Here is a 14,520-nt window from a genome sequence, read left to right as displayed (position 1 = left end):
CGTTGCTTCGATCCTGGGTCGCCTGCCGACCGTCGAGGAGTACATGGAATACGCTGGCAAGATCGACAGCATGGCGGCCGATATCTACCGCTACCTGTCCTTCGACCAGATCGCCGAGTTCCGTGAAGCTGCTGCGAACGCCAACATTCCGGTCGTTCAAGCCTAACGCTACAACGCAATAAAGAACGCCGCCCATCGTGAGATGAGCGGCGTTTTTTTATGCCTGCTGAATAGTCAGAGCCTGTCCCGACCTCATCGCTGGCAAGCCAGCGATGGCGGCATGTCAGGCGACACCTCTGATGGGCGCCAGACAGACGAAAAAAAGCCGCTGCACACATCGTGTACAGCGGCTTTTGTTACTGCGATCTCTTGATCTTGCTTTACAGCGACAGCTTGTAAACCAGCGCCGAGATAGCCACCAGACCAACAGCGGTGACAAACACGTTCGACGCCTGGCCACGATAACGGGCCATCGCCGGTATTTTGCGAATCGCGTACATCGGCATCAGGAACAGAATCGCTGCGATCACTGGGCCACCGACGGTCTCGATCATGCCCAGGATGCTTGGGTCAAGAGTTGCGACGATCCAGCAGATTACCAGCATGAACGCCGCCACCATGCGGTCCAGCGCCTTGGCGCCCGGACGCTTGCCACTCTTGATGATCAGGCCTTTGAGACCTTCGCTGGCACCGATGTAGTGACCGAGGAACGACTTGGAGATCGCCACGAAAGCAATCAACGGCGCCGCAAACGCGATGGTCGGGTTGCTGAAGTGGTTGGCCAGGTACGACAGGATCGACAGGTTCTGATCCTTCGCTTGCGCCAGTTGCTCCGGCGACAGGGTCAGCACGCAACTGAACACGAAGAACAGCACCATCACCACCATCAGCAGGTGGGCGCGGCACAAAATCTGAGAGCTGCGCTGGTCAGCGTTTTCGCCATAACGACGCTTCTGATCCACCGCAAACGCCGAGATGATAGGTGAGTGGTTGAAGGAGAACACCATCACCGGAATCGCCAGCCACAGCGTGTGCAGCAACGCCGACGGTGGTGGCACTTGCGAAGCGGTGGCGAGGATGCCGCCATTCCAGTGTGGGATCAGGTAAACCGCCAGAAACAACAGCGCGACGATGAACGGATAGACCATCAGGCTCATCGCCTTGACGATCGCCTGCTCGCCGCAACGCACCACCGCCAGCAGACCGAGGATCAGCACAAACGACAAAATCGCCCGTGGGGGCGGCGTGATGTGCAGTTGATGTTCAAGGAAACTGGCGACCGTGTTGGTCAGGCCCACGCTGTAGATCAGCAGGATCGGGAAGATGGCGAAGAAGTACAGCAGCGTTATCAGTGCACCGGCCTTGATGCCGAAATGTTCCTCGACGACATCCGTGATGTCGGCGCCTTCGCGACCGGAGAGCACGAAGCGGGTCAGACCACGGTGTGCGAAGAACGTCATCGGGAACGCCAGCAACGTGAGGATCACCAGCGGCCAGAAGCCACCCAACCCTGCGTTGATTGGCAAATACAGGGTGCCGGCGCCGATGGCCGTCCCAAACAGTCCCAACATCCAGGTGGTGTCCTGGCGATTCCAGCTCGAAAGTTCAGCGGGTGCTGCTGCATCAAAGCGTTGGTCGACGCTTTTGGCCTGATCATTCATCCGGTCGGATCTCCGCATTCCGGTCACTTGCCACTCGGTCAGGACGCGTCGGAAAAAACCGACAGACATGCTCCGGCCGAAACAGGGGCGCGATTCTCCGCGATAAATGAGCAGAAGCAAAGACTTAGCTGAGGAATGGTTGTGCGGAGCAGATCAGAGGGGTGTCGTTTTTGGGGAAATTGCTGTCGGCTTCAGGTATGTTCGGCGTCGTTTTTTAACATGTCTTGCGCCGAACTTGCCGAGGACGTTTCAAAGCGAACGGAGAACTATCGTCCCAATGATGAGCACTACCAAGGCAAATAGCGCCCCCATGCTGAACCTGAATAACTCTGAGCGGATTTCCGCTGGTGAGAGGTCTTGCGCTTCTTCAGCAAGTTCGGCGCCCTCCTGATACAGACGTTCAATTCTGGCAACACGTTCTTCTAGGGTCATGATTATTCTTTTCCGGGTTAACTTAAAACTTGATCAAAAGAGTTAATACAGCAGCAAGCGCGGTCAGCCCCCCAGTGCCTACCGCGACTGGATACCAGAATTTTTCTCGCTTTAATTTGCCTTCCTCCGCCATGAGCTTGAGTCTCTCAACAACGAGTTTACGAATTTCATTTTGAAGCCTTTCGAGTTCCAGATTTTCCCGATCGTTCTGAAGCATGCGCCTTCCTTGGCTGTTGGCAATGACTGCCGGGACTAATTTGTACCCTCATGATTTCCTATTCATCCCGTGCCTGATAGCGGACGAATCCGGCGGATTTGTAGGCAAAATCCGGGAGTCGAGTAGGCAGCCTCATACAAAGCCGCCATAGCAACAGTGGCGGAGCTACACGCCCCGCCACCGTTTGGGTCTACTGCTCCGGCACCCATTTATCGAGCACTTGATTGACCGCCAGCTCAGCCAGCATCACGTTCTGCGCAATGCCCAGCGCCGTTTGGCGATGCGTACCTTCGAGCAGAGCGGCAAAGTTGTTGAGCGTGACGTTGGCCGAGCCGAGGGTTTCGCTGGCGTCGGCCAGCAAGGCTTCGTTACTGGCGGCCGGGTTGGCCATGTACAGGCGATTGGGGACGTAGGGCGCGGCCATGATCTCGGCGGCTGAAGGGGCCAGGTAATGGTCGAGGGCGCGCTCGGCGGCTTCGTGGAATTTCCTGGAGTTGGGGGATTCGTAGGGGGATGCCGGATCGAAGATCGGCGGGTTTGGCGTTACCTTGAACATGGGTGCTTCCCTCTTGTAAGGGCTGCAACCGTTCCGCCGCTAAGCAAAAGGGTGGCAGCTGTGCGCAAGTTAGCGGACCGGTAAGCATCCCAAACCCGGCGCATCCGAAGATGCCATGCGCACAGCCACCATCGAGCGCAGACAAAAGTCTGACTTGATAGGACTTGTGTACAACCGGGGATGCATATCGGGCCGCTAAGCCCGATCACTGGAAATCAGTGATGCAGACCAAGTTACCGACCGCCCTCCAGGCGCACAAGCCGGCGGATTCTGGCGTACGCGTAGGCAACGGCGCAAGAATTTGTGGGCATTGGCACGTAACTTCGAGTGTCTTTAAACAAACGCATCAAATTGCGTTTATCAACCCAAGGACATGACGAATCGCCTGACAGATTGCTGTAAAAAAGTTGTGCTTTGTGAAGGCTGCCGGCCTCTTCGCGGGCAAGCCCGCCCCCACAGGGTTATGCACTGTTCACGCAATCGTGGCCAAATCACGAATCCCTGTGGGAGCTGGCTTGCCAGCGATGACGTCCGCCCAGGCACCGGATACTTCAAATCGGCCCCAAATGGTCTAGCGTGAATGAGTCCCCTGCCCTGCGGAGTGTCATCCCATGCCCCTCGTACGCGTCGACATCAGAAAAAACCCCGACCCCACCTTCGCCAAGCGCGTCGGCGAACTCATCTACGCCGCCCTGCGCAGTTCGATTGATGTGCCAGAGCACGACCATTTCCAGATCCTCGCCGAACACGACAGTCAGCACTTGATCTACGACCCGCAATACCTCGGCATCCCGCGCACTGACGGCGTGGTGTTCATTCAGATCACCATCAGCGAAGGGCGCACCGTGGAGAAGAAACAACTACTGTTCAAAACCATCGCCGAAAGCTTGCACACGCAACTGGCGGTGCGCCTGGAGGACGTGTTCATCAATCTGGTGGAAGTGAAGAAAGAGAACTGGTCGTTCGGCAATGGCATCGCGCAGTACGTCACGTGATCTGCTGAGCCAAGCTTCACGAAAGCCTTCTGACGAAGCGCCCGCGCGCTCCCCGCGACAGCTCCTACACTGCTGGAACGGAGCAACGTCCGGCCATTGCCAAACCGCTCTGGAATCAGCACTCTGCAACGACTTTCGCGACCGAACCAACAACGATCACAGGAGCCGCGCAATGCCCGCAACCGTTCTGGTACTCGTTGAAACCATCAATGATTACCTGCCGATTCTCGAGCATCAGGGCTTTCACCTGATCCTCGCCCCCACGCCTGCCGAACGCGCGCAAGCCATCGCCACCCATGGCCCGCGCATTGACGCGGTGCTGACCCGTGGCCCGCTGGGCCTGACCGCCGACGAAATCGCCGCCCTGCCCTCACTGAAAATCATCACGGTGATTGGCGCCGGTTACGAACATGTCGACCTGCAAGCCGCCAGCGACCGGGGAATTACTGTGACCAACGGCGCCGGGGTCAACGCCTCGTCGGTGGCTGACCATGCGATGGCCATGCTCTTGGCGCTGGTTCGGGATATTCCGCACTGCGATGCCGCTGTGCGTCGGGGCGAATGGCCGAAGATCATGCGTCCGTCGCTGGCCAATAAGCGCCTTGGCATTCTCGGGCTGGGTGCGGTAGGGCTGGCGATAGCCAAACGCGCCAACCTCGGTTTCGATATGGAGATCAGTTATCACAGCCGCCAAGTGCGCAATGACGTGCCCTACGCGTTCTGCTCGACACCGACGGAACTGGCGCGGGCCTCGGACTTCCTGATCGTCGCCACGCCGGGCGGAATCGGCACTCAGCATTTAGTGACCCGTGCGGTGCTTGATGCGCTCGGCCCGACAGGTTTCATCGTCAACATCGCCCGGGCCAGTGTGATTGCCACGGCGGATCTGATAACTGCGCTTGAGCAGCGGCGCATTGCCGGTGCGGCGCTGGATGTCTTCGACCATGAGCCGCAAGTGCCGCAGGCGCTGAAAGCCCTGAGCAATGTGCTGCTCACGCCCCACGTTGCCGGTCTCTCGCCGGAAGCCACGCAAGGCACGGTGGAGCTGGTAGGGAAAAACCTGGTGGCGTTCTTCTCCGGGCAACCGGTGCTCACGCCGATCCAGTTACCGCCAAAACTCAGCAGCCAGCGCGTGCACTAAAGTACGCCGAGCAACGTCCACAAGCGCCGCGACTCAGCGTCGGCGCTGATCAGCTCACCGAGCAATTCGCTCAGCGGTTTGTTGCCCCACTCGACCCCGCGCCGGATCAGGTACGGCACCGGGCTGTGGGGTTCGGTGCGCGCCAGGTATTCGGCGATCAGCAGCAGTTGGCGGTACGCCTCTTCGCGATTGGCCGGTTCACGAAAGGCCAAGGCCACCGGCGCAGTTTCCTCCGGTTGCGCGACGGCAACGGGTGCTTCGACCAGAGGGGGTGGCGGTGCCGGTTGTTGTGGGTGCATGGCGATAAACTCCTGGACCAGTTTCAGCAACGCCTGAATGGTGTCCTGCAGGGGGCGCAATCCCGGCGCCTGAGCCCCCAGAAAGGCATCGCTCCAGGTGTCGAGCCGTTGCAGGTGTTGCAGGCTCAGCAGCAGATTGCCCTGAGTGCGCAGCCAGAAGGCCAGTGGCGTGGCGCGGATCTGCTCGTTGAGTTTCTTCTGTTCATTGCGCGCCGTTTCCGCCGAGGTCTTGGCGTTCTTGCTGTCGTTGGCCTGCACCTGCTGTACCTGCAAGCGCCGCCAGACTTCCAGGGTGTAGGCCTCGAAATCGCTGTTGCGGCTGCCGAACAACGGCACCCGAGTGAGCAATATTTCACTGTATCGGCGCACCAGCCATTCCAGCGGAATCACCCGCCACGACTGGTCGCCATCCTCGGCCTGCGGGTGCAGGTGCTCGGGAAAGCGCTCACACAAACCGGCGACCAGCGCCAGACTGCCGGGCAAGCCGTCCAGCGCTTGCAGGTGCAGCCACGCCTCGCCGAGCCAGGCGCTGAGCATCAGATCCTTACTGCGTTCCAGCAACAAAGTCGTGGTCAGCTTCTCGACGTCCGGCCAGTTCGCGCGCTTGAGCGTCGATTGCCAGACGCCGGTCGGCAGGCTGGCGTCGTCTTCACGACGCAGGTCGCGCAATTGGTCGAACTCGCGTTCATAACGCAAATCGACGCCGCAAGGCGCGTCCGCGCTGATTGGCGTGAGCAACTGGTCAATCAAGTCCGGCAACGTAGTCGATGGCAGGCTCACAAGTCCTCCTTCTGCGATTCAAGCGCGGCTGTACTGCCGGTCACCTGAAACGGCGAACGCGGCGCGCGAGTCGGCAATGGTGCTATCGACAGCGGCAGCTTTGAGCCTTGGCTCATCAGCGACAGGCGCACGAACATTCGTGTGAAGTCGCTGGTGACACTGTCGGGCGAGCCGGTCACGGGCAAACGCAATGTCAGCGGGAAATCGGTGTAATCCACGTTCGGCTGACGCTGCACCGAGAAATGCGCGCGCATCAGGCGCAGCAACGACCACGGCCCGCCGTACTCCCAACCGGCCTCCAGATCACGCACCACCAGATTCGGTTGCAATGGATCATTGACCGGACGCTCCTTGCCGTTGCGCGCCCAACGCAGGGTCAGGCGGATGGGTTGGCCGACCATCCAGCGCAGGTTCGGTTGCTCGGCTGCCGGATAGCTGATCTGCTGATTGCCAGCGAGCAAGCCCCAGGCAATCACCTGATCGGCGCCCTGTTCATCATCTCGATCAGTGCGCCAGCGCACGTCCAGCTCGACCCCGAGGATGCCGCTCTTGTCGCGCACGAACAGCGGCGTCAACCAGGTGCTGGCCTGCTTCAGGCGGTTGAGAAAATCCGCTGCCGCCAGGCGTTCCGGAGTCTGGTTGGTGGCCAGACCGGCCTGAGCGACCGGCAGACGTTTGTCGATCAACTGCAGAAAATACTCAACCCGCGCCGGGTCGGCATCCTGCATCTGCACGCCGTTGGCAAACGGAAAGCGATCCGCCAGATATTGATTGAAGTAATTGGCCAGTTCATTCCACGCCGCAGCGGCCTGTTGCACTTGCAGCATCTGGCAACGCTGCATGGCTTCCTGTTGCAACTCCACCGCGCGCATCGCCAACGTGCCGCGTCCGCCGGCAAGGTTGGCGGTCTGCAACATTTGCAGGCAGGAATTGACGTCCATTTCGATGAAATCGCGGCTGACCAGTTGCTCGATCTGCGCTGGCGAACTGGCCGGGTTGGCCTCTTTGTATTTGCGCAGTTCGTCGTTGAGCGCACTGAACTGCGTCACGCGTTCATAATCCAGCGCCGACAGATTGGGCTGCTGCGTCATCAGCCACTGCAACGATGACGTCCGTCGTTCAGTGATGCCGAGCATGGTGTTGAACTGCTGCTTGAGGCTCAGCTTCAGATCCTGCACATCGCTGGCGCCGAACAGTTCCAGGCCGAGGTTTTTCGAACCGTCCCACTGGCTGATTTCGGCACGCCCGCCGAACAGCGGTTGCGCGGTGATTTCATCCAGGCCACCAACAATCTGCGCCATGGCACGGCGATTGAGGGCCGCTTGCAGGCGCGTGGCGAGGTCCGGGCGATGCACCTCGACGAAGGCCTTCTGCAAGTCCATGGCTTGCTCGGCCTGAACGTTGAACACGGCGTAAGGATGCGTCTGATCGTTGTGATCCTTGAGGCTCAACCACATCACCTGGGCCGCGGCACGCTCGGCGGCTTTAAGCACCGCAACACGATAGTCCGGCGGAATGCGTGGCAGTTCTTCGGCGATGTAGCTGTTGTAATCGGCGAAATACTTCAGCGATTCATTGAGGTCATCGCCGTCCACGGTCTGACCTTGCATATTGACGTTGTCTTCGCTGGCACGCAGGGCGGCCGAAACGAAGTCACGTTTGAACAGCGCCTGTATTGCGCTATCGAGCTTCAGCACTTGATCTTGCAAGGCCAGTTGCCCGCTGGCTTGCTGCACCAGCAGGTTGTCCCGCGAGCCGATCTGGGCGATCCATTGATCGCGGAAACTCTGCTGCAAGCGTGACGCCTGCGTGTCGAGGTCTTGTTGGACTTGCGCGCCCAGCAATGTGCTCTTGCCCACTTTGGCGAGGAAATCACCATAACCCGGCACCAATTCCTGCCCCTTGCCACGGCTCCACGTCGCATTGGTCAGGGCAATCGCCGCTTGCAGATCGTCGACCAGCGCGGTCAGGTCTTCAAGATCGCGCAGGCTGTTGCCACTGCCGGCCTCCAGTTGATCCAGGTGCAACTTCAGATAACCGGCCTTGCTGACAAAGTTGTCGGCGAGAAAATACTGATCCAGCCAGCGCTGCATCAATCCGGAAAAATGACTGACGATCAGTGGCCGGTCGACGCTCAGGTCGAGCGCCTGCAAACTGCCGTCTTCCCCTGCCACCAGCAGCCGATTGTAGTAAGCCGCATAGGGCAAGGTGCCGGTGTTGAGGTTCAGCGACAGCGCGTTGTTGCTCAGTTGCACCAAATCGTCCAGCGGGGTGCGCTGATTGTTTTGCACCTGATTGAACAATTGGTTCTGCTGCTCCAGACGCAGCGCCCGATCCACCAGATCGGTCGCTTTCAGATAGTTCTGCCACTGCGCCGGGTCGTCGCTTTCGACACTGCTGCGCCGGTCGGTGCTGCGGATCGCCTTGATCTGCGCCAGCTCCGCGCTCAGCAGGTCATGCAACGGCACCACCATATGGCGCTGAGTGGACTGCAAAACTTCCTGCTCGAGTTGGTTGTCGAGCGAGGAAAACCACGACGTCGGGAAAACCAGCGAGGCATAGTTCCAGTGCGGGGCGCGTTCCAGTACCCGCCAGAAGGTCTGCACGTTGCGCCGGGTCGAGTCGATCCGCTGCGCCTCATCGCTGATCGCCACGTAGCCTTTTTGTGCGCCCTGCATCTGCCGCGCCAGTTCGTGGGCATCCTTGACCGATGCCTGCCAGACCCACAGCATCGCCACCGCCCAGACCACCCCCACCACCAGCGCGATCCCCGCGGTCAGCCGTTGCCAGCGCTGGCGTAGACGCAACAGCCGCGGCACGCTGTGCGCCAGACCTCGCTCGCCAACCAGGCGCTGGCGCCACAACTGCCGGGCAAACGCGCTGCGCTGCAAGCCGCTGTCGTCCACGGCAAAACCGTCCTGCGCCTCTTCACCGGCCACGTTGGCGGTGAAATACACGCCACGAAAACACGGCGCTTCACCTTGCGCATTGCCCTGAAACACCGGCTCCAGCACGTTCTGCAAACCGCGGCGCAAGGTCTCCAGGCGATCCGGCAAGGCATATAAATCCGCACTCAGCTGCCCGGACAAGGTGCCGATTTCGATCACCGCCTCAGCCACAGCCCTATGCAGGCGATCCAGTGCCTGATCGCTCCACTGGCCCTGCCAGACGGCATCGCGCGCATAGGGTGACGACCAGCCCAACGTGGCTTCGCTGGCCTCTTCCGGCAAGGCGCTGATCAGTTCCTGAAACCCCGGCAACTCCTCAAGACCGGTGACAATCACGTACACCGGTACGCTCAGCCCGAAGCGTTGCAGCAGGTCGATGAAGCGCCGGCGAGCGGCCAGCCCCAACTGTGTTGCTTGCTCAAGATTGCTCAGCCGACTGGCCGGTACAGTCCAAATCACCGCGTCCAGCGGCCGTTTGCTGCGTAGCCGCAGGATCAGGCCCAACAGCCGCCACCAACTGCCACGCTGTAAATGCATGCCGTCATCCGGCAGAAACAAGGCCTGCGGCACCACCAGTACTGCGCCTTCGGGGTCTGACCACCAGCGCCCGAACCACGCCGGCTTGTCTGTCGGCTGCAGGCGCCACTCCGTTACCAGTTGTGTGCCCTGCACTTCGTCGCCGAGCATCAGCAGCCATGGCAGTTGATAGCGGTCGAGGTTGCCCTGGTCGCGTTCCATATGGCGCACGGACGCATAGAAACTGCGGATCGCCGCGCCGCTCTGGGTGCGCAACCACCACACCGCCACGCCGATGATCACCAGCAACAACAGCAACGCGACGCCCCACGCAACGATCGTCAGCGGGCTCATGAGTCTTGCTCCGGCGCACTCTGCACCTCACCGCTTTGCAGTAACGGCGCCAGCTCCTGGCCGATGTCACGCCACAACCAATGCCCGAGTGCAGTCAACAGCAACACCATGGCGAGAATGCCCAGGGTCAGGCGAAAGCCATCCGGCAGCGCGGTGCGTACCGGCAACTGCAACGGTGTGGCCAGCGAGGGTTGTACCAACCGGCGGCTGACGTCGGCATAGGTGGCTTCGTCTTGCCAGGCGAAGTTGAACAGCGCCAGACGCCATTTTTCCAGTTGCGCCTGGCTGTGTTCACCGCGCAGACGGCCGTGGAAACCGAGAATCAGGCACTGCAAATACACGTTGGCCAGATCGCGGGTGGTCGGTTGTTGTTCGTCGAGAAGGGTTTGAATCGCTGCCGGCAGTTGCTCTCCGGCCTGACGGCTGGAGTACAGGCGCGACTCCAGCGGCTTATCCTGCCAGGCGCCCTGCCCCGGCCACGGCGTGAACAGCAGGGTTTCGTCGACCAGTGCAACGAACGCATAAACCAATGCCTTCACCTGTTCGGTTGCCGAGTCACCGACCCGCGAATACGCGGTGCGCCATAAGCGTTGTGAAGCCTGGGTGGACAGCTCGACCACAGTCTCGACCAGCGCCGCTTCGTCCTCGCTGTCCTTGGGCAATTGCACCCAGTCCTGTTGCCATTGCTGCCATGTCTGGCGGAACGCGCTGCTCAACGGTGCGTCCTGCAACCCCAGGCTTGCGGCACTTCCTTGCGACATACGGCGTTCCTTGTGTGATCAGGCACTTTCACTGTTCTGGGCGACAAACAGCACCACTTGCCACGGACTGCTGGTCAGCTTCGCAGCAGGCGCGGCGATCATCAACGGCAGTTGCGCGTCGAACCACGCGCCTTCGGCGGTAACCACAAACAGTCGCGTGTCATCGCCGACGCTGTAGGCCACCTGCTCGCTGCGGCTCATGGCCTGGTGCGTCAAACCGCTCATGCGCTGACGACTGAGCAAGGCAATGTGCGGCGCCGAAGCGATGATCGCGCCGCGCAGCCAGTCAAGCGCGGCTTGCTCGCTGGCACCGTTGGGCATGCGCAGGCCGATGACCAGACGCTGGCTCGGCTGCTCGTCCGGCAACTGGATCGAAAAGCTCTGTTCGCTGCGTTCGAACGGCAGGCTGTGATAGCCGGCACGGATCAGTTCGAGGGTGGTTTCCAGCCATTGCAATACCGCGTCATAGCCGCGCTGCAACTCAAGGAAATCCAGCGGTGCAAAGGCCGGCACACCGGCCAGCGGATCGAGCGCCGCCCACGCCCCGGCCATGCCGAGCAATTGCACATACAGGGTTTGCGGATGAGCGATGCGGCTGTTCAGCGTGCCTTCGACTTCCGGCAGACGCGCCCACAACGCGGTCAACTGACGGCGGATTTCCAGCGCATCGTCCTGGTTGCCGGCCTGTTGCGCCTGACGCAAGCGGCCGCCGAGAAACAGGCACTTCTCCCGCGCCCGCGCGCAGAGCCCGGCGATGCGCCGAGCGAGTGCGGATTCCGGCAACAGGATCGGTGTCGGCGGTGTATAGGACAACGGCAGAAAGCCGCCGCCCTCCTTGCGGATTTTCAGCAGCGGCAGGCAGATCGAGTCGGCCTTGTTCAGTTGCGTACACAGGCGAGGATTGGGTCGCCATACGGTGATCGATTCGGGGAATTCGCCGCTGGTGAGATCGGGTAAGGCGTCGCCGACCACTGATTGCATCCGCCCCTTGAGCGGCAGCAGTTGCCCGGCGCGCCACATCGGGCTGATCGCCAGAAACACGGTGACGGTGGCATCGTCGGTGGTGTCGATCGCCGCGCTGACGTCCAGTTCCAGCGTCGGCCCGACACCGGCCTGCAAATCCACCGGCAAGCCGTCGGGCATCGTCCCTTGCAACGACAACACCCGCACCACCCCGGCGCTCAGCGCCGAAGGGTCGAACTCCATATGACTGACGCCCCAGAACCACGGATTGCAGGCTTGCGCCAGATGCGCGCCGAGCGCTTCGGCGCGCAGCCCCTGCAACTGAAAATGCTGCGGCAGCAATTGCATGCCTTCGTGCCAGCAAACCGCGTCAGGTAGCAGACTCATACGACTCCTTTCGACCCTGCCGCAAGCCGGCGGCGAGCGGTGTTTTTCAGTTTTCCCGGCTGACCAGATTCATCTCGCGACTGTCGAATTTCAGCCATGCCTCGCGCTGATCATCGAGGCGTAATCGGTGTGCTCCGGGTGTGTTATAGCTGGCGAAGACCAAAAGTCCAGCAGCCTTCTTGCCCTCCAGCGGGAAGGGTTGGCGGTCGATGAATTGCCCCGGCACCAGCTCCAGTCCCCACACGCTCATCAACTGACGATAGTCGCGCTGGTACTGCTCGCGCCCGGCGAACCACTGGCTGGCGCTGATGCCGGACAGTTGCTTGAGCAGGTCAGGGTCGTTGACGGCAATGAAGTCCACGGCAATCGGCGTGTCGTCATTCGCTTTGGGGGCGACGTCGAGGGTCAGGCTGTCGAGGCCCACCTTCGGCCCGAAGAAGGTGCAGCCCGCCAGCAGCGCAAACGCCAACGTTAGAAAAAGTCGTCCAGACAAAATGAATTTTCCTTTTCTCGAGTCTGTCGAAAAATGTTTTTGCTTGCTTTTTTATAGACCTGTTCTAGCGTCTTGGGTAGTTCGGTTCCTACAGCCGAATCAAGAAGGTTTGTCAAAGGAACGACAGGTCATCTGCCTCCCTTTCTAACCTACGGTCCAGCAAGGGAAAGCGATGAACGGGCCTCCCCGATGCATTGCCCCCGCCCATCGCATCGGAGTCCGCCGTCATGGCAGAAAGTACTCAGCACAAGCTCGACCGGGTCCGCCCGCCCCGAGTGCAAATCACTTACGACGTCGAAATCGGCAACGCCATCGAGAAAAAGGAATTGCCGCTGGTGGTCGGGATCCTCGCCGACCTTTCCGGCAAGCCGCTTGAGCCATTGGCAAAACTGACTGAACGGCGTTTTACCGAAATCGACCGAGACAATTTCAACGAGGTGCTCGCCTCCATCGCCCCGCGCGCAACGCTGCAGGTCAACAACACCCTCAGTGGCGACGACAGCAAGCTCAACATCGAACTCAATTTCAAACACATCGATGACTTCGACCCGGTCAAGGTGGTGGAGCAAGTCACACCGCTGCGTCGTCTGTTCGAGGCCCGTCAGCGCCTGCGTGACCTGCTGACCAAACTCGACGGCAACGATGACCTGGACAAGCTGTTGCGCGACGTGATCGCCAACACCGAAGGCTTGCAGGAAATCAAATCGGCTCGCCCAGACACCGCTACCCCGGCAGCTGATGCCGAGGCCCCGGCCGAACCGCAAGCCTGATTGTCCAATTAACCGAGGGGAGAATTCGTCATGCCCGCCGCCGCCAAGAATCAAGCCAGCGACAGTACAACCGAGACACTTTCACTGCTCGACCAGATCATCCTCGACGGCCGCATGGCCCACGATGACAGTCAGCAGGATTACGCCCGCGACATGCTCGCGGAATTTGCCACTCAGGTGCTTGACGAAGGCATGGCCATCGACAAGGACACCGTGGCGATGATCAACGACCGAATCAGCCAGATCGACGAGCTGATCAGCGCCCAGCTCAACGAAGTGCTGCACCACCCCGACCTGCAAAAACTCGAAGCCTCGTGGCGTGGCCTGCATCTGCTGGTGCAAAACACCGAGACCAGCACCCGGCTGAAACTGCGTCTGCTCAATGTCACGCAGAAAGAGCTGCAAAACGACCTGGAAAAAGCCGTCGAATTTGACCAGAGCGCGCTGTTCAAGAAGATCTACGAAGAGGAATACGGCACCTTCGGTGGCCATCCGTTCAGTCTGCTGGTGGGTGACTACACGTTCGGTCGGCACCCGCAGGACATCGGCCTGCTGGAGAAACTGTCGAACGTCGCCGCCGCGGCCCACGCGCCGTTCATTGCCGCCGCCAGCCCACGGCTGTTCGACATGAACAGCTTCACTGAACTGGCCGTACCGCGTGACCTGTCGAAAGTCTTCGAGAGCCAGGAGCTGATCAAGTGGCGCTCGTTCCGCGAGAGTGAAGATTCGCGCTATGTGTCGCTGGTGCTGCCGCATTTCCTCCTGCGCCTGCCTTACGGCCCGGACACGTCGCCGGTGGAAGGCATCAACTACGTCGAGGACGTCAACGGCACCGACCACAGCAAATACCTGTGGGGCAACGCCGCGTGGGCACTGTCGCAGCGCATTACCGAAGCATTCGCCAAGTACGGCTGGTGCGCGGCGATCCGAGGCGCTGAAGGCGGCGGCGCGGTCGAAGGCCTGCCGGCACATACCTTCCGCACCAGCTCCGGCGACTTGTCGCTCAAATGCCCGACCGAAGTGGCGATCACCGACCGCCGTGAAAAAGAGCTCAACGACCTCGGTTTCATCGCCCTGTGCCACAAGAAAAACAGCGACGTTGCGGTGTTCTTCGGCGGCCAGACCACCAACAAATCCAAGGTCTACAACACCAACGAGGCCAACGCCAACGCGCGGATCTCGGCGATGTTGCCGTACGTGCTCGCCGCCTCGCGTTTCGCCCATTACCTGAAGGTGATCATGCGCGA

General features: G+C 60.5%; 14 protein-coding genes. 5 read left to right on the top strand and 9 right to left on the bottom strand.

What is annotated here, in order from left to right; genetic code table 11:
• Window positions 1-166, top strand: a 166-nt coding sequence (locus ACIOVB_RS20965; RefSeq protein ID WP_401270982.1) for a hypothetical protein, incomplete at its 5' end; no start/stop codon positions are given.
• A gap of 214 nt (window positions 167-380) precedes the next feature.
• Here ACIOVB_RS20965 and ACIOVB_RS20960 read toward each other — a convergent pair.
• The 4 genes from ACIOVB_RS20960 to ACIOVB_RS20945 form a co-directional block, all read right to left on the bottom strand.
• Window positions 381-1,661: an HAAAP family serine/threonine permease gene (locus tag ACIOVB_RS20960; RefSeq protein WP_401270979.1), complete on the bottom strand. Its 1,281-nt coding sequence runs from the start codon at window positions 1,659-1,661 to the stop codon at window positions 381-383.
• Window positions 1,662-1,910: 249 nt separating this feature from the next.
• Window positions 1,911-2,093 carry a hypothetical protein gene (locus tag ACIOVB_RS20955; protein WP_187680250.1) on the bottom strand — a complete coding sequence of 61 codons (183 nt, stop codon included), beginning with the start codon at window positions 2,091-2,093 and terminating at the stop codon, window positions 1,911-1,913.
• Window positions 2,094-2,115: 22 nt separating this feature from the next.
• Window positions 2,116-2,310, bottom strand: a complete 195-nt coding sequence (locus ACIOVB_RS20950; RefSeq protein ID WP_187680249.1) for a hypothetical protein — start codon at window positions 2,308-2,310, stop codon at window positions 2,116-2,118.
• Window positions 2,311-2,500: 190 nt separating this feature from the next.
• The gene (locus ACIOVB_RS20945) at window positions 2,501-2,866 is read right to left on the bottom strand and encodes a DUF6124 family protein (protein ID WP_401270976.1); all 366 of its coding nucleotides are present in this window, start codon (window positions 2,864-2,866) and stop codon (window positions 2,501-2,503) included.
• A gap of 611 nt (window positions 2,867-3,477) precedes the next feature.
• Here ACIOVB_RS20945 and ACIOVB_RS20940 point away from each other — a divergent pair.
• Window positions 3,478-3,861 carry a tautomerase family protein gene (locus tag ACIOVB_RS20940; RefSeq protein WP_401270974.1) on the top strand — a complete coding sequence of 128 codons (384 nt, stop codon included), beginning with the start codon at window positions 3,478-3,480 and terminating at the stop codon, window positions 3,859-3,861.
• 172 nt (window positions 3,862-4,033) lie between these two features.
• Window positions 4,034-5,002, top strand: coding sequence for a 2-hydroxyacid dehydrogenase (locus ACIOVB_RS20935; RefSeq protein ID WP_187680246.1), 969 nt, complete (start codon window positions 4,034-4,036; stop codon window positions 5,000-5,002).
• On the opposite strand, the gene tssA is transcribed toward ACIOVB_RS20935, so the two are convergent.
• The 5 genes from tssA to ACIOVB_RS20910 are packed head-to-tail and all read right to left on the bottom strand — an operon-like array spanning window position 4,999 to window position 12,503.
• Window positions 4,999-6,081, bottom strand: coding sequence for a type VI secretion system protein TssA (gene tssA / locus ACIOVB_RS20930; RefSeq protein WP_401270971.1), 1,083 nt, complete (start codon window positions 6,079-6,081; stop codon window positions 4,999-5,001). The two genes, ACIOVB_RS20935 and tssA, sit on opposite strands and share 4 nt — an antisense overlap.
• Entirely contained in the window at window positions 6,078-9,899 is a 3,822-nt protein-coding gene (locus tag ACIOVB_RS20925; protein ID WP_401270970.1) for a type VI secretion system protein, read from the bottom strand. Before ACIOVB_RS20925 ends, tssA begins: the two co-directional genes overlap by 4 nt.
• On the bottom strand, window positions 9,896-10,660 hold the full coding sequence (locus ACIOVB_RS20920) for a DotU/TssL family secretion system protein (protein WP_401270968.1): 765 nt from the start codon (window positions 10,658-10,660) through the stop codon (window positions 9,896-9,898). The genes ACIOVB_RS20925 and ACIOVB_RS20920 overlap by 4 nt, the downstream gene beginning before the upstream one ends.
• Window positions 10,661-10,678: 18 nt before the next feature.
• The gene (gene tssK, locus ACIOVB_RS20915) at window positions 10,679-12,010 is read right to left on the bottom strand and encodes a type VI secretion system baseplate subunit TssK (protein WP_401270965.1); all 1,332 of its coding nucleotides are present in this window, start codon (window positions 12,008-12,010) and stop codon (window positions 10,679-10,681) included.
• 46 nt (window positions 12,011-12,056) lie between these two features.
• Window positions 12,057-12,503, bottom strand: a complete 447-nt coding sequence (locus tag ACIOVB_RS20910) for a type VI secretion protein (protein WP_401270964.1) — start codon at window positions 12,501-12,503, stop codon at window positions 12,057-12,059.
• A 227-nt stretch (window positions 12,504-12,730) separates the two neighbouring features.
• Here ACIOVB_RS20910 and tssB point away from each other — a divergent pair, with 227 nt between their 5' ends.
• Window positions 12,731-13,273 carry a type VI secretion system contractile sheath small subunit gene (gene tssB / locus ACIOVB_RS20905; RefSeq protein WP_249486702.1) on the top strand — a complete coding sequence of 181 codons (543 nt, stop codon included), beginning with the start codon at window positions 12,731-12,733 and terminating at the stop codon, window positions 13,271-13,273.
• A gap of 30 nt (window positions 13,274-13,303) precedes the next feature.
• Window positions 13,304-14,520: type VI secretion system contractile sheath large subunit (gene tssC / locus ACIOVB_RS20900; protein ID WP_401270962.1), on the top strand; the 1,217-nt coding region annotated here is incomplete at its 3' end.

It is taken from the genome of Pseudomonas sp. NPDC087639 (assembly GCF_044743385.1).
GTDB lineage: Bacteria > Pseudomonadota > Gammaproteobacteria > Pseudomonadales > Pseudomonadaceae > Aquipseudomonas.
Note: the sequence above shows the minus strand (reverse complement) of the source record. Positions and strands in the feature narration are given on the sequence as shown.